Below are 19,933 nucleotides of genomic sequence, written 5' to 3' on the forward strand. Positions count from 1 at the left end.
ATCGGCCGCCTGGTGCTCAGCGGCGGTAGTACTCGCGCCGGTTGTCGTAGCCGTCGTAGCGGTCCGGGATGCCGTCGTGGTCGCGGTCGCGCCGGTAGCCCGGCGGCGGGTAGCGACGATCGTCGTAATAGCGCGGACGCGGCACGGCGTAGTAGGGCCCGTAGCCCGGCGCGGGCACGTATTCCACGGGCGGCGCCTGCAGGTACACCGGCGGGCGATACACCGGCGGTGGCGGCGCGTAGTACACCGGCGGCGGTGGCAGATAGACAGGGGCGGGGGCGTAGCCGGGTGAGACCACCACGCCAGGAATGCCGATGCTGACCCCGATGTCGGTGCGCGCCTGCGCGCCGGCACCGGCCAGCAGGGCCATGAAGAAGAAAGTCGTCGTGCCGAGTCGGCGCAGGGTGGGGTGTGTCATGGGCCGTGGTGAAGTGGTGTGCATTCCAACGCCCGAGCGCCCGACGGGGTCGACACGCACTGCGAAACAATGTGTGCCGGCCATCGTGGAAGGCCGACCCTGGCTGGCGATGCCGTGCGACGGCAGAATCGCCCGATGCTGCGTATCGGCCTTCTCAGATGGATTCGCTGATCGCTGCCGCCGCCCGCGCCCTCGCGACGGGCGACCCGCTCGGCGCGCTCCAGCGTGTGGCGCTGCGCGACGACCCGCCGGCGCTGGCGTTGCGTGGCATCGCGATGGCGCAGCTCGGCGAGCATGTGCGGGCCCGTGCGCTGCTGCGGCGCGCGGCCAGCGGGTTCGGTCCGGAGGAAGCATTGGCGCAGGCGCGGTGCGTCGTCGCGGAGGCCGAGATCGCTCTGGCCACCCGCGAGCTCGCCGAATCGCCGCGCCATCTTGCCGCCGCCACGGCCACGCTGGAGGCTCGCGGCGATGTGGCGAACGCGGCGCACGCACGGCTGATCGCCGCGCGTCGGCTGCTGCGCATCGGGCGGCTCGACGAGGCGCGTGCTGCGCTGGCGCGGGTCGAGGCCGGCGCCCTGACCTCGGCCCTGGCGACGGTGGCGGCGCTGCTCTCGGCCGAGCTGGACCTGCGCGCGCTCCGGGTAAGGCCCGCACGCGCAGCGCTGGCCCGCGCGCAGGACACCGCGGTGCGCTCGGGCGTGCCGGCGCTGGTGGCCGAAGCGGCCGATGCGCAAGCCGTGCTTGAGCAGCCGGCCGCGCGCCTGCAGCAGGCCGACGGAGAACAGCTGCTGCGGCTCGACGAGGTGGCAGCGTTGTTCGGCAGCGGGGTGCTGGTCGTCGACGCGTGTCGTCACGCGGTGCGCCGGGGCGACGAGATCCTGTCGCTGGCCCGGCGACCGGTGCTGTTCATCCTGGCGCGCGCGCTGGCGCAAGCCTGGCCCCGCGATGTCGCGCGGGACGTGCTGATCGCCCGCGTCTTCCGCACCCGGCGCCCCGACGAGACACACCGCGCACGCCTGCGTGTGGAGATCGGCCGGCTGCGCGCGCTGGCCCGGCCCTTCGCCCGCATCGACGCCACGGCGCGCGGCTTCGTGCTGCTGCCGCACGACGGGTGCGACGTCGCGGTGCTGGCGCCACCGATCGACGGCGAGCAGGCCTCGCTGCTGGCGTTGCTGTCCGACGGCGCGGCCTGGTCGACCTCCGCGCTGGCGCTGGCGTCGGGCGCGAGCCAGCGCACGGTGCAACGCGCGCTCGCCGACCTCGAGGCCGAGGCCCGCGTGCGCGCCATCGGTCGGGCACGCTCGCGCCGCTGGCTGGCGCCGCCGCTGACCGGATTCGCGACGATCTTGTTACTCCCCGACGCGCTGCCGCCTGCCTAAAGTGCCTGCACGGCGCCGATGTGTGCGTGCCGAAGGAGCCACTCATGATCCCCGAGACCCTCGACAGACCGACCGAACCCGCCGTGCGCACCGCCGAGATCGTGCGCGAATTCGGCCCCTTTCCAGACGCCGAGGCCGTGCACGGCGTGACCCACGACGGCTATCGGGTCTGGGCCGCCACCGGCGCCCGGCTCGTGGCCTTCGACGGCCGCAGCGGCAAGACGCTGCGAACGATCGAGCGCGCCTGCGACGCCGGCACCGCGTTCGACGGCACCCACCTCTGGCAGATCGCCGAATCGCGCATCGACAAGATCGATCCGGCCAGTGGCGACGTGCTGGCGAGCATCCCGGCGCCGGGCCACGGTGCGGATTCGGGCCTCGCCTGGGCCGAAGGCAGCCTCTGGGTCGGGCAGTACCGCGACCGCAAGATCCACCAGATCGACCCACAGAACGGCGCGCTGCTGCGCACCATCGAATCCAACCGCTTCGTGACCGGCGTGAGCTGGGTCGATGGCGAGCTCTGGCACGGCACCTGGGAGGGCGACGAGAGCGAGTTGCGCCGTGTCGACCCGGCCAGCGGCGCAGTGCTCGAACGCCTCGCGATGCCCGTCGGCACCGGCATCAGCGGGCTCGAATCCGACGGCGCCGATCTTTTCTACTGCGGTGGGGGCGGCAGCGGCAAGGTGCGCGCGGTGCGGCGGCCCAAGGGCGGGTGAACCGAAGGCCCGCGTCGCCTGCGCGACCGCTTCGGGGCTTCCCCCATGGGGCCGTCTCGTCGTGCGACGTACCCTCGACGGTTCTCGTCTGGAGATTTCATGGACCGTCCGCATCACAAGTTCTGGCCCACGCGCCTGCCCTACGCCATCACCGTGCCGGCGACCTCGCTGTGGCACAACCTCGCCACCACGGCCGCACGCTACCCGCACAAGGCCGCGCTGGTCTTCTTCGGCACAGTCGTGACGTACCGCGAGCTGGTGGCGCGCGTGGAGCGGCTGGCCGGAACGCTGCACGCGCTGGGCGTTCAGCGCGGCGATCGCGTGGTGCTCGACATGCAGAACTGTCCGCAACTGGTGATCGCCCATTTCGCCATCCTGCGTGCCAATGCGGTGGTGGTGCCGGTCAACCCGATGAACCGGGCCGAGGAGCTCAAGCACTACATCGTCGACCCCGATGCCAAGGTCGCCCTCACCACTGGCGACCTCGCGCCCGAACTGGCCAAGGCCAGCGATGCGCTCGAGCCGGCGCAACGGCTGTCGCATTTGATCGTCACGCAGTTCACCGATGCCTTCGATGCCGACGTGGCCGGCGACGAATCACCCGCGCCAGCCTGGCGCGACTGGCTGCTCGCGCGCCACGCCTTGCCCGCGCTGGCGGGCGGCAGCGTCATGCCGTGGCAGGACGCGCTCGATGCGGGCCACCCGCCGCCCGACCATGTGGTCGGCGCCGACGACATGGCGTTGCTGCCTTACACCAGCGGCACCACCGGCCTGCCCAAGGGCTGCATCCACCACCATTCGAGCCTGATGCACAACGCGGTGGCCAGCCAGCTGTGGGGCTCGGTGTCGCACGAGGCGGTGGTGCTGGCCGTGGTGCCGATGTTCCACATCACCGGCACGGTCAGCATGATGCACACCGCCATCTACGCGGGCGCCACGCTGGTCATCATGCCGCGCTGGGATCGCGAGGTGGCGGGGCGGCTCATCTCGCTGCGCAAGGTGACGAACTGGACCAACATCCCCACGATGGTGATCGACCTGATGGGCAGCCCCAACTTCGCCAGCTTCGACCTCAGCAGCCTCACCTACATCGGCGGCGGCGGCGCGGCCATGCCGCAGGCCGTGGCGCAGCGCCTGTTCGAGCAATACGGCCTGCGCTACCAGGAAGGCTACGGCCTCACCGAAACCGCGGCGCCGTCGCACGCGCAGCCCTTCGAGCATCCGAAGCAGCAGTGCCTGGGCATCCCCTTCATGAGCAGCGATTCGCGCGTGGTCGACCCCGAGACGCTGCAGGAAGTGCCGGTGGGCGAATCCGGCGAGATCATCACCTGCGGCCCCGAGGTCTTCCAGGGCTACTGGAAGCGCCCCGACGCCACGGCCGCAGCCTTCGTGGACTTCGACGGCAAGCGCTACTTCCGCACCGGGGACATGGGCCGCGTGGACGAGGACGGCTACTTCTTCATGACCGACCGGCTCAAGCGCATGATCAACGCCAGCGGTTTCAAGGTCTGGCCGGCCGAGGTCGAGCTGTTGATGTTCAAGAACCCGGCCATCCAGGAAGCCTGCATCATCGGCACCAAGGACGCCTACCGCGGCGAGTCGGTCAAGGCCGTGGTGGTGCTGCGGCCCACCCACAAGGACACGACCGAGCAGCAGATCATCGACTGGTGCCGCGAGAACATGGCGGTCTACAAGATCCCGCGCCAGGTGCAGTTCGTCGACGCGCTGCCCAAGAGCGGTGCGGGCAAGGTGATGTGGCGGCTGCTGCAGGAGAAGGAAGCGGACCCGGCTTGAATCGTGGCGTTGTGTTGCGCGCCGAGGTCCGGAAGAATCGCGGCCATGACGCTCGGGTAGCGGCCGGGCATGAGCCCATCTCAGGATTCAGTCCCAGGAGCACCGTATGGCACTCAAGGATCTTCTCCCCGGCAAGCTGGGCTTCGGCACCGCGCCGCTGGGCAACATGTTCCGCGACATCCCCGAAGCCGAAGCTCGCACGACCGTCGATGCCGCGTGGAACGACGGCATCCGCTACTTCGACAACGCACCCTTCTACGGCGCCGGGCTGGCGGAGATCCGCATGGGCGAGGCGCTGGCCGATCGGCCGCGCGACGACTACGTCATCAGCACCAAGGTCGGCCGCCTGATCCTCGACGAGTTGGAGGACGTGAACGCCCGCGACCAGGGCGAGAAGGGCGAGGTCTTCAAGCACGGGCGCGCCAACAAGATCGTCAACGACTACTCGGCGGACGCGACCCTGCGCTCGATCGAGGACAGCCTGAAGCGCCTGAAGACGGACCGCATCGAGATCGTCTGGGTCCACGACGTCGCCCAGGACTTCTACGGCGACGAATGGCTGGCCGCTTTCGAAAGCGCACGCCAGGGCGCGTTCAGGACGCTCGACCGGCTGCGCGACGAAGGCGTGATCCAGGCCTGGGGCCTGGGCGTCAACCGGGTGGAAGCCATCGAACTGCTGATGGCCCTGGACGAGCCGCGCCCTGACGGCTTCCTGCTGGCCGGCCGCTACACGCTGCTCGACCATGAGCGCGCGCTGCAGCGCGTGATGCCGGATGTTTCGGCGCGCGGGCTCGGCATCGTCGTGGGCGGCCCCTACAGCTCGGGCGCACTGGTCGGCGGCCCGAACTTCGAATACGCGCCGGCGAAGCCCGCCATTCTGGACAAGGTTGCGCGCATCAAGGCGATCGCCGATCGCCACGGCGTCAGCATGAAGGCGGCCGGCCTGCAATTTGCGCTCGCCAATCCGGTCGTGGCAGCCGTCATTCCGGGGGCGAGCCAGCCGAGCCGCATCTCGGAAGACCGGTCGGCGCTGAATGAGCCGGTGCCGATCGACTTCTGGCGCGAGCTCCGAGCGGCCGGGCTGGTCCACGCAGCCGCGCCGCTGCCCGGCAACGCCTGACGCGACCTCAGCTCGCCACGATTCCGGCGCTGCGCACCACCTCGCCAAGCCGGCGCGTCTCGTCCGCGATGAAGGCGCCGAAGTCCTTGCCGCTCAACGGTCGCGGGATGCAGCCGCTGTCGGCGATGCGGGCCGACACGGCGGGGTCGCCGATGGCCGCCAGCGCCTGCTTTTCCAGCAGCGCCTTTCGCGCCGCCGGCACTCCGGCCGGCACCAGCAGGCCGAACCAGCCGACGGTCACGAGGTCCACGCCGGCCTCGCGCAGCGTCGGCACGTTCGCGAAGGCGGCCACGCGCACGTCGCTGGTCACGGCCAGCGCCTTCACCTTGTTGCCGCGCACCAGGCCGGCGGCGGCGGAGATGGTCTGGAACATCACGTCGACGCGGCCGGCCATCAGGTCGGCGTTGGCCGTGCCGGTTTCCTTATAGGGCACGTGCACCATGTCGAGCTTGTTCGTGTTGTTGAATTGCGCGCCGGCCAGGTGCAGCGAGGTGCCGTTGCCGATCGATGCGAAGTTGACCTGGCCCGGCCGCTTGCGCGCGTAGGCGATGAATTCCTCGACGGTGTTGGCGGGCGAATCGGCCGGCACGATCATCAGGTTGGGCACCGTGGCGATCAGCGCGACGGGCTCGAAGTCGCGTTCCGGCTCGAAGGGCAGCGTGCGGAAGAGAAAGCGATTCACGGCGAACGGCACGCCGGTCAGTAGCAGGGTGTAGCCCTCGCGGTCGCCTTGCGCGGCGGCCTGCGTGCCGATGTTGCCGCCGGCGCCGGCGCGGTTCTCGATGAGCATCTGTTGCCCCAACGATTGCGAGAGCCGTTCGCCCACCGTGCGACCCAGAAAGTCGGCGGCACCGGCCGGCGGGAAGGGCACCACCATGCGCAGGGGCCGCGAGGGATAGGCGTCTTGCGCATGCAGCAGGGTCGGCGCGGCCAGGGTGGCGGCGCCGGCGGCGAGGAAGGAGCGGCGGGTCGAGGCGTGCATCAAGCGTCCTGCGGAAGCGTCAGTGGAGAAGCCCACCGTTGCGCAAGATCTGCGCCACACGCGTCAGCGCGTGCTCAGGTGTGCGCTTACGACTCGCCCTTGCCTGCGCCGTCGACATCGGCCACCACGCGCGCATAGCGCCGGAAGCTCCAGTAGGCGCTGGCCCAGTCCATCAGCACGACCAGGCGGTTGCGAAAGCCGATGAGGAAGTAGACGTGCGCGAACAGCCAGAAGAGCCAGGCGAGCTTGCCGCTGAAGCGCAGCGGGCCGAAGGGCGTGCCCAGGTCGACCACCGCCGAGTTGCGGCCGATGGTCGCGAGGTTGCCGTAGTCGGCATAGCGGAACGCCTGCGTCGGCGTACCGGCAATGCGGTGCAGCACGTTGCCCGCGGCGGTGCGGCCCATCTGCTTGGCGCCGGGTGACACGCCTGGAACGGGGGTCGGTTCCTGGCCCGGTGCGTGGCTCATCGCGGCGGCGAGGTCGCCCACCACGCTGATGGCCGGGTGGCCCGCCAGGCTCAGGTCGGGCTCGACGCGCACGCGCCCGGCGCGGTCGGTGTCGGCGCCCGTGGCCGAGGCCAGCAGCTTGCCCAGGGGCGAGGCCGCCACGCCGGCGGCCCACACCACGCAGTGGCTGGCGATACGCTCACTGCCGGCCGCGGTCGCGATGTCGAGCCCGGTCGCGTCGATGGCCGTGACCTTGGTATTGAGCCGCACCTTGACGCCGAGCCGCTCGAGCTGTTCCTTCGCCTTCTGGCTCAAGCCCTCGGGCATGGCCTGCAGCACCCGCGGACCGCCTTCGATCAGCAGCACTTCGGCGCTGGCGGGGTCGATGTGGCGGAACTCGCCTTCGAGCGTGTGGCGGGCGATCTCGGCCAGCGTGCCGGCCATCTCGACCCCGGTCGGCCCGCCGCCGATCACGGCGAAGGTCAGGAAGGCGCGCCGCCGCGCCGGGTCCTGTTCCTTCTCGGCCGCTTCGTAGGACATCAGCACGTGCCGGCGGATCGCGAAGGCGTCGGCCAGGGTCTTCAGGCCCGGCGCATGTTCGGCCCAGGCGTCGTTGCCGAAGTAGCTGTGGGTGGCGCCTGCCGCGACGATCAGGTGGTCGTAGCCGATGCGCAGGCCGTCGCGCAGCAGCACGGCGCGCTCGGCCGGCAGGATGTCGGTCACCTCGCCCATCAGGGTGGTGATGTTGCGTTGCCCTCGGAACAGCAGGCGCGTGGGGGCCGCGATCGACGGCGCCGCCAGGCCGGCCGTGGCCACCTGGTAGAGCAGGGGCTGGAACAGGTGATGGTTGGTCTTCTCGACCACGGTCACGTCGACCTCTGCACGCTGGAGCCGGCGGGCGGCTTCGAGGCCGCCAAAACCACAGCCCACGATGAGGACATGGGGGCGACGGGCGGGATCAGGCATGGGCATTCGCGCATTATCGGCAGCGGCTCCCCCTGACGGGCCGCGAAAGGTCCGCGGGCTTGTCCTACGGACGTGGCCCCGGCCCATCGACTAAAACGACCGCTGCCCATTCTGGAGACCCCATGACGCTTTCCCGGCCGAGCCCGCAGGCTCCGCACGCCTTACGCGACGCCTTTCGTACCGTGCGCAACGCCAGCCGTGAACTGGCCGCGCCCTTGTCGGCCGAAGACCAGTGCATCCAGTCGATGCCGGACGCCAGCCCGACCAAATGGCACCTGGCCCACACCACGTGGTTCTTCGAGACGGTGCTGCTGCTGCCGCATGCGGGGGGCTATCGTGGCTTCGACTCGCGCTTCCAGTACCTGTTCAACTCCTACTACGAGGCGCTGGGCCCGCGGCATCCGCGGCCGCAGCGCGGCTTGCTCACACGGCCGACCATCGACGAGGTGCAAGCCTACCGTGCGCACGTCGATGCGGGCGTGGAACGCTTGCTCGACACCGTCGACGAGGCCACCTGGGCGACCATCGAACCCATCGTCACGCTGGGCCTGCACCACGAGCAGCAGCACCAGGAACTGCTGGTGACCGACATCCTGCATGCCTTCTCGTGCAACCCGCTGCTGCCGGCGTACCGGCCCGCTGCGGCCCCTGCGCTGCGCCTGGCGACGGTGCCGGCTGCCATGCAATGGCGCGCTCAGCCGGGCGGGCTTGTGGAGGTGGGTCATGGCGGCGCGGGCTTCGCCTTCGACAACGAGACCCCGCGGCATCGTGCGTTGCTGCGTCCTTATGCGATCGCCGATCGACTGGTGAGCTGCGGCGACTATGTGCAGTTCATCGCCGACGGCGGCTATCAGCGACCCGAGCTGTGGCTGTCCGACGGATGGGCCGCGGTGCAGTCGCAGGGTTGGCGGGCGCCGGCCTACTGGTTGGCACCGGACGATCTACGCCTCGCGCACCAGGGCGGCACGGCCGCCGGCTGGCAGGTCTTCGGCCTGCATGGCGTGCGGCCGATGGCGCCCGAGGCACCGGTGTCGCAGCTGAGCTTCTACGAAGCGGCGGCCTACGCCGAGTGGGCCGGCGCGCGCCTACCGACCGAGTTCGAGTGGGAGGCCGCCTGCGCCGACGAGGGCATGACCGAGATGACCGGCCATGTCTGGCAATGGACGCGCTCGTCCTACGACCCGTACCCCGGCTTCCGCCCGCTGCCCGGCGTGGCGGCTGAATACAACGGCAAGTTCATGGTCGGCCAGCTGGTGCTGCGCGGCGGCAGCGTCGCCACGCCCGCCGGCCATACCCGGCCGAGCTACCGCAACTTCTTCCCGCCGGCCGCGCGCTGGCAGTTTTCGGGGCTGCGGCTCGCGAAGGACCTCTGATGCGCAATCCCGCCTCACTCCCGCTCGATCTTCAGCGTGACGACACGCGCACCGCGCCCGCGCTCAGCGAGTTCGGCCGTGAACTGCATGCCGGCCTGTCGCGCCGCGCAAAAAGCATCTCGCCCAAGTACTTCTACGACGTGGAAGGCTCGGCGCTGTTCGACCGCATCTGCGACCTGCCCGAGTACTACCCGACGCGCACCGAACTGCGCATCCTCACCGAGCGCGCGGGTGAGATCGCCGCGCAGATCGGCCCGAACGCCGAGATCATCGAATTCGGCGCGGGTTCGCTCACCAAGGTGCGGCTGCTGCTCGATGCGCTGGAGACACCCAAGCGCTATGTGCCCATCGACATCTCCGGCGAGCACCTGGGTGCCGCGGCCGAGCGCCTGCGCGCCGACTATCCGCAGCTCACGGTGCAGCCGGTCGCGGCCGACTACACGATGCCGCTGGTGCTGCCGGCGCCGGGCGAGGGCGCGGGCCGCCGCGTCGGCTTCTTCCCCGGCTCGACGCTCGGCAACTTCACGCCCGACGAGGCGCTGGCCTTCCTGCAACTGTCGGCCCGCCTCTTGCGCGGCGGCGGCCTGCTGTTGGGGGTCGACCTGGTGAAAGACCCGGCGCTGCTGCATGCGGCCTACAACGACGCGCAGGGCGTGACGGCCGCGTTCAACCTGAATCTGCTGCGCCGCGCCAACGCCGAGCTGCGAACGGACTTCGACCTCGACGGCTTCGCGCACGCGGCCTTCTACAACGCGCCGCTGCAGCGCATCGAGATGCATCTGGTGAGCCGGCGCGCACAGAGCGTGACGCTCGACGGCCGCCGCTTCGACTTCGCCGAAGGCGAGACGGTCCACACCGAGTACTCGCACAAGTTCACCGTCGACGGCCTGCGCGCGCTGGCCGAAAAGGCCGGCTTCACGCCGACGGCCGTGTGGACCGACCCTGATCGCCTGTTCAGCGTGCACTGGCTTCAGGCGCCGGCGGCACAATAGGGGCCTGCCGCCGCGCGAGGCGCCGGCGGCACCCTTGTGAAACACCGGCGCATGCAGCGTCGGCCTGGGCATCCGGAGATCCCCCATGAAAGCAACCTGGAACGGCGTCACCATCGCCGAGAGCGACGACACCGTGGTCGTCGAAGGCAACCACTACTTCCCGATGGACTCGCTCAAGCGCGAGCACGTCACCTTCAGCAACCACAAGACCACCTGCCCCTGGAAGGGCTCGGCGAACTACTACTCGCTGCTGGTCAACGGCGAACTCAACGCCGACGCCGCCTGGTACTACCCCGACCCGAAGCCCGAAGCCGAGGAGGTGAAGAACCGTGTCGCCTTCTGGAAGGGTGTGAAGGTCGCGGCGTGAGCGCGGCGCCGGGCCGCCCCAAGCAAGCGACGGCCCCCTCGGGAGGCAGCGAAGCACACGAAGTGGCGAGCGTGGGGGCCACGACATGAGCGCCGTCTTCGCGCCGTCTTTCGATCCACCTTCCCGACTCGTCGACGCCCTGCGCCTTCAGGGCTACGCCGTGCTCAGCCCCGAGGGCGTGGCCGAATGGCTCGGTGTCCCGCTCGACGCGCTGGAAGCACTGCGAGCGGATTGGGACGCGCTGCCGCCCGACGAGTACCTGAAGGACGGCGGCCGCTATCGACAGCGTCGGCATTCGTGCTTCACGGTTGACGGCGACGCGCTCGCCCCCGTGCCGCACCGCGCGCACTGGCAGCCGGTCGAATACAACGCCTTGCACGGCGGCATGCAGCGCTGGTTCGCGCCGATGAGCGACGCCACCGTCGCCAACGCCGCCTGGCAGCGCCTGCTGGTGCGCATCGCCGATGCGGCCACGGGCCTGCGCGGCACGCAGCGCTGGTTCGTCGAGGCGCACCAGTTCCGTATCGACACCACCGACGGCATCGGTCGCCCGACACCCGAAGGCGCACACCGCGACGGCGTCGACCTGGTGGCGGTGATGTTGGTCGGGCGCCAGGGCATCAAGGGTGGCGAGACGCGCGTGTTCGAGGCCGAAGGCCGACGCGGCGAGCGCTTCACGCTGACCGAGCCGTGGACGCTGATGCTGGTCGACGATGCCCGTGTGATCCACGAGTCGACGCCGATCCAGCCGCTGGTCGAAGGCCAGAGCGGCCACCGCGACACGCTCGTCGTGACCTGCCGGGCCGGCGGTTTCCAGGGCGATTGATCGGCCTGCGGCTCTTTCTACAACCGGTAACAGGCGGCCGGGTTAAATTGCAACCCCGGCTCCACCGCGAGCCCCGTGAACGCAGCAAGGACATCCATGTTCAATCACATCCTGGTGCCGATCGATGGTTCCGAAACGTCGATGTATGCGGTCAGCAAGGCCAGCGGGCTGGCGCTCGCCTTCGGCAGCCGCATCACGCTGATCCACGTGATCGACAACTACCCCTTCATCGGCGTCGGTGCCGACTACGCGCTGGGGCAGAACGAGTACCTGGCCGCGGCCACCTCGAGCGCCAATGCCGCGCTCGCCCGCGGCGTGGCGGCATTGGCCGCGGAAGGCCTGCACAGCGACCAGCGCGTGATCGACGGCCACGTGGTGCATGAAGGCATCGTCGACACCGCGGCGGCACTGGGTGTCGACCTCATCGTGATGGGGTCGCACGGCCGCACCGGCATCGAGAAACTGCTGCTCGGCAGCGTGACGCAGCGCGTGCTGCAGGACGCCACCATGCCGGTGATGGTGGTCAAGGGACTCTGAAGGGCGCTGGGCTCTCGAAGCGCACCGCCGCGCCGGTGACAGGGTGGCGAAACTGCAGCACGCTGGCGTGCAGCATCAGCCGCGGCGCGCGGCGCTGATGGTCTTCGTCGCCGTACAAGGCATCGCCCAGGATCGTGTGGCCGATCGACGCGAGGTGCACGCGCAACTGGTGCGTGCGCCCGGTGCGCGGCTCCAGCAGCAGCCGGCTGGCACGCATTGACGGCAGCGGCTCCAGGACTCGCCAGCGCGTGAGGCTCGGCTTGCCGGCCGGGTCGATCTTCTGCAATGGCCGGCGCGGCCAGTCGGCCATCAGCGGGGCGTCGATCACCGACCAGTGCGGGCTCTCGTCGAGCACGCCGTCGACCACCGCCTCGTAGCGCTTCCACACCTGCTGCGCAGCGAAGGCGTCGCCGAGTGCCCGCTGTACCTCGGGGCTGCGCGCCATCAGCACCAGGCCGCTGGTGGCCATGTCGAGCCGGTGCACGACCCGCGCGTCGGGCCAGCGTGCCGTGGCGCGTGCGCTCAGGCAGTCCTGCTTGTCCTCGCCACGGCCCGGCACGCACAGCAGGCCGGCGGGCTTGTCGAGCACCAGCAGGTGGGCGTCTTCATGGACGACGGTCAGGGCGGGCGCGAGCAGCGTGTTCATGGCTCGGCTATTCTCGACCGGATGCCTGCCGTTCCCGATGCCTCGCCCACCGCCCCGAATTTTTCCGACCTGACGCGCGAGCGGCCCTTCATGCAGCTGTGGGTGGCCCGGCTCTTCGGCACGGCCGCCAGCCAGATGCTGCTGGTGGCCATCGGCTGGCACATGTACGACCTGACCGGCAGTGCCTGGGACCTGGGCCTGGTCGGGCTCTACCAGTTCGTGCCGGCGCTGGTGCTGGCGCTGTACGCCGGCCATGTGGTCGACCGGCACCATCGTGCGCGCATCGTGGCCGCCTGCTTCGCGGTGCAGGGCGTCGTCGGGTTGGCGCTGCTCACAGCGCACGTGCTGCAGCACGACTCGCGCGCGCTGTTGCTGGGTCTGTCGGTGGTGCTGGGCGCGGTGCGCGCCTTCCAGATGCCGGCGCAGCAGTCGCTCACGCCGATGCTGGTGCCTGCGCTGATGCTGCCGCGCGCGATGGCCTTCAGCTCGGCCGGCATGCAGGGCGCCATCATCGGCGGCCCGGCGCTGGGCGGCCTGCTGTTCGCGGCCGGCACGGGCGTGGTCTATGGGGTGAGCGTGGCGTTCTTCGTGGTGGGCGGCGTGCTGGTGGGGCGCCTGCGCTACCTGCAACCGGCGCGGGTGCGCGAGCCGGTCACGCTGGCCACGGTGTTCGCGGGCGTGAATTTCATCTGGCGCCGCAAGCCGGTGCTGGGCGCCATCTCGCTGGATCTGTTCGCGGTGCTGCTCGGCGGCGCCGTGGCGCTGCTGCCGATCTACGCCAAGGACATCCTGCACACCGGCGCGTGGGGCATGGGGCTGCTACGCAGCGCGCCGGCGGTGGGGGCGCTGCTCACGTCGATCTGGCTTACGCGCCAGCCGATCGAGCGCAACGTGGGCCGCACGCTGCTCATCGCGGTGGCTGCGTTCGGCGTGTGCATGGTGGTGTTCGGCCTTTCGCGCAGCTTCACAGTGTCGCTCATCGCGCTGGCCGTCTCGGGCGGCGCGGACATGGTGAACGTGGTGATCCGCCAGACGCTGGTGCAGCTCGAGACGCCCGACGACATGCGCGGTCGCGTGAGCGCGGTCAGCTCGATCTTCATCGGCGCGAGCAACCAGCTCGGCGAGTTCGAATCCGGCGCCACCGCAGCCCTCCTGGGGCCGGTAGGTTCGGTCGTGCTGGGCGGTGCGGGAACAGTGGCCGTCGCGCTGGCTTGGTTCAAGCTGTTCCCGTCCCTGGCGCGGCGGGACCGGATGGTGGGTTAGGGGCTGCCAGCATTCGCTGCGGCGTTCACAGCAGGTTGCGCAGCGACGCTTCGACCGCCGCCGCCGTGGCGATCGGCTTTTCCATGGGGAACAGGTGCGTGCCGTCGAGCATCGCCATGCGCCCGCGCGTGACGCGCTGTGTCATCGTCAGGCCGACGCGGCGCATCTCGACCGACTGTCGCCCGCCGATGAAGGCGACGTGGCACTGCAGCGGGTTGGCGCGCAGCAGCGGGGCGAGGTTGTGCGGCAGCGTGTCGTAGATGGCGGTTTCCACGTCGCGGTCGAAATTGAGCGTCAGGGCGCCCGGCGATTCGTGCATGCCGTGGTCCACATAGTCGCGCAGCACCCGTTCGTCCCAGCGTGCGAAAGCCCGCTTGACGCGAAAGTGCTCGAAGGCCGCTTCGCGGTCGTCCCAGCAGATGCGCCGCTTGCGACTCACGGCGCTGGGCGACATCGACTTCAACAATGGCGTGCGCTTGACCAGCCCGAGGGTGTTGGCGCGCCAGCCGCCGACCAGCGGTGAATCGAGCATCACCACGCCACGGGCCAGCATCGGATGGCGCGCGGCGCACATCAGGCTCAGGAAACCACCCAGCGAATGGCCCACCAGGAAGGCCGGCTGACCCGACTGCTTGACGAGACCACGCGTGAAGTCGGCCAGTTGCTCCACGAGGTGCGGCCAATTGTTGGTGACCGGGTACTTCGGGTCGTGCCCGAACTTCTCGAGGGCATGCACGTCGAAGCCGCGCCCGCGCAGGCTGTCGAGCATGACGCGGTAGGTGCTCGCCGGGAAGCTGTTCCCGTGCGAGAAGACGACAGGCGGCAGGGTCACCCGGTGGCGGGGCTCAGATGAGCTTCTCGTCCGGCGTCGAGATCTTGCGCAGCGGGCTGTGCCGCGCGGCCGGCATCATCAGCGGGTGGGCGCTTTCGCTGCCGTCCCAGACCGGGTCCTCGATGCTGTCGAACACCTCGCGCAGCTTCTGGCCCCAGCTGTTGTGCATCATCTGGTAGTAGGGGTTGTTGGCGTCCAGGCAGACGATCTTGTCGGTCTCCAGCCGGTTGGCCTCGTACACCACCAGGTCCAGCGGCAGGCCGACCGAGAGGTTCGACTTCATCGTCGAATCCATCGACACCAGCGCGCACTTGGCGGCCTCGTCGAGCGGCGTGTCGGGCGTGAGCACGCGGTCGAGCACCGGCTTGCCGTACTTCGATTCGCCGACCTGGAAGTACGGTGTCTCGTTGGTCGCCTCGATGAAGTTGCCGGCCGAATAGACCAGGAACAGGCGCATGCCTTCGCCCTTGACCTGGCCGCCGAAGATGAAGGACACGTTGAAGTCCAGCCCCGCATGCTTGAGCGCCTCGGCGTCGCGGTCGTACACATGGCGCACCGCCGAACCCAGCACGCGCGCGGCGTCGAACATGCTCTTGGCGTTCCAGATGGTGATGGGCGGGCCGGGCTCGCCGTTTTCCAGCGTCTCGCGCAGTTCTTCGATCTGCAGGATCTCGCGCACCGACTGCGAGATGCTCAGGTTGCCGGCCGACAGCAGCACCATGACGCGGTCGCCCGGCTGCTCGTAGACGATCATCTTGCGGAAGGTGCTGATGTGGTCCACGCCCGCGTTCGTGCGCGAGTCCGACAGGAACACCAGGCCGGCGTTGAGTTTGATGCCTACGCAGTAAGTCATGGGGGTCGTCTCGCACGAATCGGGCCGGCTCAGCCTCGACCGCCTTCGCGCTGGTTGAGTTTTTGAAGTGTGTACAGCGCTTCGAGCGCCTCCCGGGGGCTCATCGCGTCGAGGTCCAGCGTGGCCAGGGCGGATTCTACGGCGCTCACCGTCGGGGCCTCGGCCGCAGGCGGTGGGGCGAACAGGTCGACCTGCGCGCGCGTCTGCGTCTGCTGCGCCTCCAGCGCATCGAGGGCCTGGCGCGCGTGGTTGACCACCGCCGCCGGCATGCCGGCCAGCCGTGCCACCTGGATGCCGTAGCTCTTGCTGGCCGGGCCGGGCTGCATCTCGTGCAGGAAGACGATGTCGCGACCGGACTCCGTTGCGCTCACGTGCATGTTGACCGCACCGTGGTGGGTGGCGGGGAACTCGGTCAGCTCGAAGTAGTGCGTGGCGAAGAGCGTGAAGGCCTTGGTCCGGTCGTGCAGCTGCGCGGCGATGCCGGCGGCCAGCGCCAGGCCGTCGAAGGTGCTGGTGCCGCGGCCGATCTCGTCCATGAGCACCAGCGACTGCGCCGTGGCGCTGTGCAGGATCTGCGCCGCTTCGGTCATCTCCAGCATGAAGGTCGACTGCGCGTTGGCCAGGTCGTCGGCGGCGCCGATGCGGGTGTGGATGGCGTCGATCGGCCCGATCCGGCAGGCCGTGGCGGGCACGTGCGAGCCGATGGACGCCAGCAGCACGATGATCGCGATCTGCCGCATGTAGGTCGACTTGCCGCCCATGTTCGGCCCGGTGATGACCTGCATGCGCTGCTGAGGCCCGAGCGCCGTGTCGTTGGCGATGAAGCCGCCTGACGACTTCTCGGCCAGCCGTGCCTCCACCACGGGGTGACGTCCCTGCACGATCTCGATGCAGGGGTGCGCCACGAAGCCGGGCGCCTTCCAGTGCAGCGTGTGCGAGCGTTCGGCCAGCGCGGACAGCGCGTCGAGCGTGGCGATGCCGGCGGCCAAGCGCGTGAGCGCGTTGACGTGCGGCTGCAGCGCGTCGAGCAGCTGCTCGTACAGCCACTTCTCTCGGGCCAATGCGCGGTCCTGCGCGCTCAGCGCCTTGTCTTCGAAAGCCTTGAGCTCGGGCGTGATGAAGCGCTCGGCGTTCTTCAACGTCTGGCGGCGGCGGTAGTTGTCGGGCACCTTGGCGAGCGCGCTCTGCGTCACCTCGATGTAGAAGCCGTGCACCCGGTTGAACTGCACGCGCAGGTTGGCGATGCCGGTGCGCTCGCGCTCCTGCACTTCGAGTTGGAGCAGGAAGTCGTCGCAGTTGTCGCTGATGGCGCGCAGCTCGTCGAGCTCGGCGTCGTGCCCGGTGGCGATCACACCACCGTCGCGCACCAGCGCGGCCGGGTCGGGCTTCATCGCGCTCACCAGCAGCTCGACGCAGCCGGGCGGCGGCGCGAGCGTCTGCGCGATCTGCTGGAGCAGGGCGGCGCCGCCGGGCAGCAGCGGCGCGAGCTGCTCGGCCTTGGCCAGCGCCAAGCGCAGCGCGACCAGCTCGCGCGGGCGCACCTGGCGCAGCGCGATGCGCGCGGCGATGCGCTCCACATCGCTGGTGTTCTTCAACGCGTCGCGCAGGGCGCGCCATGGGGCCGACGCTGCGCCGGGTGCGTGCGACTGCAGCGCGCCGATGGCATCGAGCCGGGCCTGCGCCTCGCTGCGCTCGCGACGCGGCGACAGCAGCCAGCGCTTGAGCAGGCGGCTGCCCATGCCGGTCATGCAGGTGTCGAGCAGCGAGAAGAGGGTGGGCGCATCTTCACCGCGCAGCGTCTGCACGAGTTCGAGGTTGCGCCGCGTGGCGGGCGGCAGTTCGACCAGGTCGCCGTCGCGCTCGACCGTGAGCCGCTGCACATGCGACAGCGCGCGGCCCTGCGTGTGTTCGGCGTAGCCCAGCAGGGCCGACGCGGCGGCGTGTGCGTTGGGCAGGCCCTCGGCGTTCCAGGCCGCGAGGCTGGCGCTGCCCAGCTGTTCGCACAGCTTGCGTTCGCCCAGCGCACCGTCGAACTGCCAGGCCGGCCGCACCGACAGCGTGAAGGGTTGCGCCGCGCGCGCCGCCTTCAACCGGTTCTCGAAGGCCGGCGTGACCTCGGCGCTGTAGAGCAGTTCGCTCGGCGCGATGCGGGCGATCCAGGCTTCGAGCGTGTCTGCCGGGCATTCGGCCAGGCGCAGTTCGGCGCCGGTCACGCTCAGCCAGGCCAGGCCGAGCGCGTTGCGGCCGCTGGCCTGCACCGCGAGCAGCAACGATTCGCTCTTGTCGTTGAGCAGCTCCGCATCAGTCAGCGTGCCGGGCGTGACCACCCGCATCACCTTGCGTTCGACCGGCCCCTTGCCAGCACCCACCTCGCCGACCTGTTCGCAGATCGCGACCGATTCGCCCAGCTTGATGAGCCGGCCGAGATACGCATCGACCGCATGAAAGGGCACGCCCGCCATCACCACGGGCTGCCCGCCCGACTGGCCGCGCTGCGTCAGGGTGATGTCGAGCAGCCGCGCGGCCTTTTCGGCGTCGCCGTAGAACAGCTCATAGAAATCGCCCATCCGGTAGAACAGCAGGGTGTCCGGGTGGTCCGCCTTGAGGCGGAAGTACTGGGCCATCATGGGCGTGTGGCCCGCGAAGTCCTCGGCTTTCTTCTCGGGGATCTCGGGCTTTCCCTTGTCGGTCAACATCTTTTCTCGTTTCTCCATCGGTCCGCAGCGCTGTGGACGGGCTGCGTCGCAGGCCGGCATCCGGACCGATTATCCGGGCTGCAACCGAGGGGAGAGCGTGGGCGCGCGGGCTAGATTTCGCCGCGCCGACGACGCGCGACCTTCACCGCGTCGACCCAGAAATCGACGTTGAAGCGCTGGCCGGTGTCGGCGATCCGCGCTGCCTTGATGGCGTGGAGCGGCACGACGTGCTGTTCGCCGGGCAGGTCGCCGTAGCCGGCGACGTAGCGCTTGCGCAGGTCGATCTTCTCGACCTTCATGATGCATTCGGCCTTGCGGCCCTTCGGGTCGCGGTAGCGCAGGTGGATGCGCGGGTGTTCGTCGACCACGGCGTGCCCGCCTTTTCCTTCGAGGAACCAGCCGGGCAGGGTGTCGGGCTCGCCGTCGTCGCCGATGGTTCCCAGGCCGCCGCGCACGGTCGGGATCTCGAGCGGGACGTGGCCGGAGCGAACACGTGCGGCTTCGATGCGCTGGCGGGCCTCGCGCCGGGCGGCGACGCGGCTCCAGATCGTCCAGGCGAGCGCGAGCAGCAGCAGCAGGCCGACCGCCCAAGCGGCCGTCACCGTTTGCGACTCGTCGAAAACAAACCCCATGCCATCTCCCGGTGCGCGTGCGGCGAGCGGTGCGACCCGCTCGAACTGCAGTGAATGGTAGTTATTTGGTTTGCAAACCGCCATCACCAAAATGGCGTATGTCGCCCTCGGTGCGCCGGGGTGTCAGCGTGGCAGCGACAGCGCGAAGGGCAGGCTCAGCACCCCGAGGATGGTCGAGAGCGTGACCAGCCCCGCCACGTAGGGGCCGTTGTAACCCATGCGCGCTGCCAGCACGTAGGCGCTGGAGGCGGTGGGCACCGCCGCGAAAGCCATCAGCACCGCCGACTGCGCCGCATCCAGCCGCAGTGCGCGCGCCAAGCCCCAGCCGATCAGCGGCAGGATCAAGTGCCGGATGGACAGGAGCGCCACCGCCAGCACCTTGCCCTGCGCAAGGGTGGCGAACTGCATGCCGGCGCCCGCCGCCATCAGGCCCAGTGCCAGAGACGCGGCACCGATGCGGGTGAGTGAGGGCGCCATCCAGCCGGGTACCGTGATGCCGAGCAGATTGACCACCAGCCCCGAGGCGGTCGCGATGATCAGCGGGTTGCGCAGCAGTTGCCGCACGAAGCCGGTCTGTGCGTGCCGGGCCATGGGCCAGACCGCCGCGACGTTCATCAGCGGCACGCACACGCCGATGAGCACCGCGATCAGCAGGAGGCCCTGCGCTCCGGCCAGGCGCTCGGCCATCGCGAGGCAGATGAACGAATTGAAGCGGAAGGCGATTTGCGCGGCGCCCGCGTGTTCGCGCCGGTCGATGTGCCGCCCGAGCCACGGCAGGTGGGGCAGGGCGTAAGCCAGCGCGATGCCTGCGATGCCCACACCCAGGCCCGCGGCCAGCAGGTTCGAGGTGGCATCGAAGTCGATCGGGCTGCGCACGATCGAATGGAACAGCAGCACCGGGAAGAGGAAGTAGTAGACCAGCGACTCCACCTGGTCCCACACGCGACGGTCCAGCGCGGTGTAGCGGCAGAGCAGCCAGCCGCAGGCGATGAGGGAGAAATCGGGGAAGAGGAGTTGCGCGTAGTTCACCGCTTCGAGGATAAACCGGCGCTCCCGTGGGTAATCCTGAGAACGGCCGACAGGATGGACCCGGTA

General features: G+C 69.8%; 19 protein-coding genes. 10 read left to right on the forward strand and 9 right to left on the reverse strand.

The window, feature by feature from the left end; genetic code table 11:
* Window positions 1-16: 16 nt before the first annotated feature.
* Window positions 17-418 carry a hypothetical protein gene (locus ACSFA0_RS09220; RefSeq protein WP_435449892.1) on the reverse strand — a complete coding sequence of 134 codons (402 nt, stop codon included), beginning with the start codon at window positions 416-418 and terminating at the stop codon, window positions 17-19.
* Window positions 419-576: 158 nt separating this feature from the next.
* Between ACSFA0_RS09220 and ACSFA0_RS09225 the strand changes: the two genes are divergently transcribed.
* The 4 genes from ACSFA0_RS09225 to ACSFA0_RS09240 all read left to right on the forward strand — a co-directional run bounded on the left by ACSFA0_RS09225 (window position 577) and on the right by ACSFA0_RS09240 (window position 5,427).
* A complete protein-coding gene (locus ACSFA0_RS09225; RefSeq protein ID WP_435449893.1) occupies window positions 577-1,797 on the forward strand; it encodes a coiled-coil domain-containing protein in 1,221 nt (406 codons plus the stop codon).
* Window positions 1,798-1,841: 44 nt separating this feature from the next.
* Complete coding sequence (locus ACSFA0_RS09230; protein ID WP_435449894.1) at window positions 1,842-2,513, forward strand: Vgb family protein; 672 nt, start codon at window positions 1,842-1,844, stop codon at window positions 2,511-2,513.
* 99 nt (window positions 2,514-2,612) lie between these two features.
* Window positions 2,613-4,307, forward strand: coding sequence for a long-chain fatty acid--CoA ligase (locus tag ACSFA0_RS09235; RefSeq protein ID WP_435449895.1), 1,695 nt, complete (start codon window positions 2,613-2,615; stop codon window positions 4,305-4,307).
* A gap of 106 nt (window positions 4,308-4,413) precedes the next feature.
* Window positions 4,414-5,427, forward strand: a complete 1,014-nt coding sequence (locus ACSFA0_RS09240) for an aldo/keto reductase (RefSeq protein WP_435449896.1) — start codon at window positions 4,414-4,416, stop codon at window positions 5,425-5,427.
* 7 nt (window positions 5,428-5,434) lie between these two features.
* On the opposite strand, the gene ACSFA0_RS09245 is transcribed toward ACSFA0_RS09240, so the two are convergent.
* Window positions 5,435-6,409: a Bug family tripartite tricarboxylate transporter substrate binding protein gene (locus tag ACSFA0_RS09245; RefSeq protein ID WP_435449897.1), complete on the reverse strand. Its 975-nt coding sequence runs from the start codon at window positions 6,407-6,409 to the stop codon at window positions 5,435-5,437.
* Window positions 6,410-6,495: 86 nt separating this feature from the next.
* A complete protein-coding gene (locus ACSFA0_RS09250; RefSeq protein WP_435449898.1) occupies window positions 6,496-7,821 on the reverse strand; it encodes an NAD(P)/FAD-dependent oxidoreductase in 1,326 nt (441 codons plus the stop codon).
* Between the two features lie 122 nt (window positions 7,822-7,943).
* On the opposite strand from ACSFA0_RS09250, the gene egtB reads away from it, so the two are divergent.
* The 5 genes from egtB (at window position 7,944) to ACSFA0_RS09275 (ending at window position 11,916) form a co-directional block, all read left to right on the forward strand.
* Window positions 7,944-9,194 (forward strand): ergothioneine biosynthesis protein EgtB, encoded by a 1,251-nt coding sequence (gene egtB / locus ACSFA0_RS09255; RefSeq protein WP_435449899.1) that lies wholly within the window; start codon window positions 7,944-7,946, stop codon window positions 9,192-9,194.
* Window positions 9,194-10,186, forward strand: coding sequence for an L-histidine N(alpha)-methyltransferase (gene egtD / locus ACSFA0_RS09260; RefSeq protein ID WP_435449900.1), 993 nt, complete (start codon window positions 9,194-9,196; stop codon window positions 10,184-10,186). Before egtB ends, egtD begins: the two co-directional genes overlap by 1 nt.
* Window positions 10,187-10,271: 85 nt before the next feature.
* Window positions 10,272-10,553, forward strand: a complete 282-nt coding sequence (locus tag ACSFA0_RS09265) for a DUF427 domain-containing protein (protein ID WP_435449901.1) — start codon at window positions 10,272-10,274, stop codon at window positions 10,551-10,553.
* A gap of 85 nt (window positions 10,554-10,638) precedes the next feature.
* Window positions 10,639-11,379 (forward strand): 2OG-Fe dioxygenase family protein, encoded by a 741-nt coding sequence (locus ACSFA0_RS09270; RefSeq protein WP_435449902.1) that lies wholly within the window; start codon window positions 10,639-10,641, stop codon window positions 11,377-11,379.
* A gap of 96 nt (window positions 11,380-11,475) precedes the next feature.
* Complete coding sequence (locus ACSFA0_RS09275) at window positions 11,476-11,916, forward strand: universal stress protein (RefSeq protein ID WP_435449903.1); 441 nt, start codon at window positions 11,476-11,478, stop codon at window positions 11,914-11,916.
* Here the strand turns inward: ACSFA0_RS09275 and ACSFA0_RS09280 are convergent.
* Window positions 11,903-12,562: an RluA family pseudouridine synthase gene (locus ACSFA0_RS09280; RefSeq protein ID WP_435449904.1), complete on the reverse strand. Its 660-nt coding sequence runs from the start codon at window positions 12,560-12,562 to the stop codon at window positions 11,903-11,905. The genes ACSFA0_RS09275 and ACSFA0_RS09280 overlap by 14 nt on opposite strands.
* A 90-nt stretch (window positions 12,563-12,652) precedes the next feature.
* Between ACSFA0_RS09280 and ACSFA0_RS09285 the strand changes: the two genes are divergently transcribed.
* Window positions 12,653-13,825: an MFS transporter gene (locus ACSFA0_RS09285; protein WP_435450931.1), complete on the forward strand. Its 1,173-nt coding sequence runs from the start codon at window positions 12,653-12,655 to the stop codon at window positions 13,823-13,825.
* A 25-nt stretch (window positions 13,826-13,850) separates the two neighbouring features.
* On the opposite strand, the gene ACSFA0_RS09290 is transcribed toward ACSFA0_RS09285, so the two are convergent.
* The 5 genes from ACSFA0_RS09290 to ACSFA0_RS09310 all read right to left on the reverse strand — a co-directional run bounded on the left by ACSFA0_RS09290 (window position 13,851) and on the right by ACSFA0_RS09310 (window position 19,879).
* On the reverse strand, window positions 13,851-14,651 hold the full coding sequence (locus ACSFA0_RS09290; protein WP_435450932.1) for an alpha/beta hydrolase: 801 nt from the start codon (window positions 14,649-14,651) through the stop codon (window positions 13,851-13,853).
* A gap of 19 nt (window positions 14,652-14,670) precedes the next feature.
* Window positions 14,671-15,510 (reverse strand): proteasome-type protease, encoded by an 840-nt coding sequence (locus tag ACSFA0_RS09295; protein ID WP_435449905.1) that lies wholly within the window; start codon window positions 15,508-15,510, stop codon window positions 14,671-14,673.
* A 29-nt stretch (window positions 15,511-15,539) separates the two neighbouring features.
* A complete protein-coding gene (gene mutS, locus ACSFA0_RS09300) occupies window positions 15,540-18,206 on the reverse strand; it encodes a DNA mismatch repair protein MutS (RefSeq protein ID WP_435449906.1) in 2,667 nt (888 codons plus the stop codon).
* 110 nt (window positions 18,207-18,316) lie between these two features.
* Entirely contained in the window at window positions 18,317-18,838 is a 522-nt protein-coding gene (locus tag ACSFA0_RS09305; protein ID WP_435449907.1) for a hypothetical protein, read from the reverse strand.
* Between the two features lie 123 nt (window positions 18,839-18,961).
* A complete protein-coding gene (locus tag ACSFA0_RS09310) occupies window positions 18,962-19,879 on the reverse strand; it encodes an AEC family transporter (RefSeq protein WP_435450933.1) in 918 nt (305 codons plus the stop codon).
* Window positions 19,880-19,933: the final 54 nt, after the last annotated feature.

The sequence above is a fragment of the Variovorax restrictus genome (assembly GCF_051216715.1).
In the GTDB taxonomy this organism is placed as follows: domain Bacteria; phylum Pseudomonadota; class Gammaproteobacteria; order Burkholderiales; family Burkholderiaceae_C; genus Variovorax.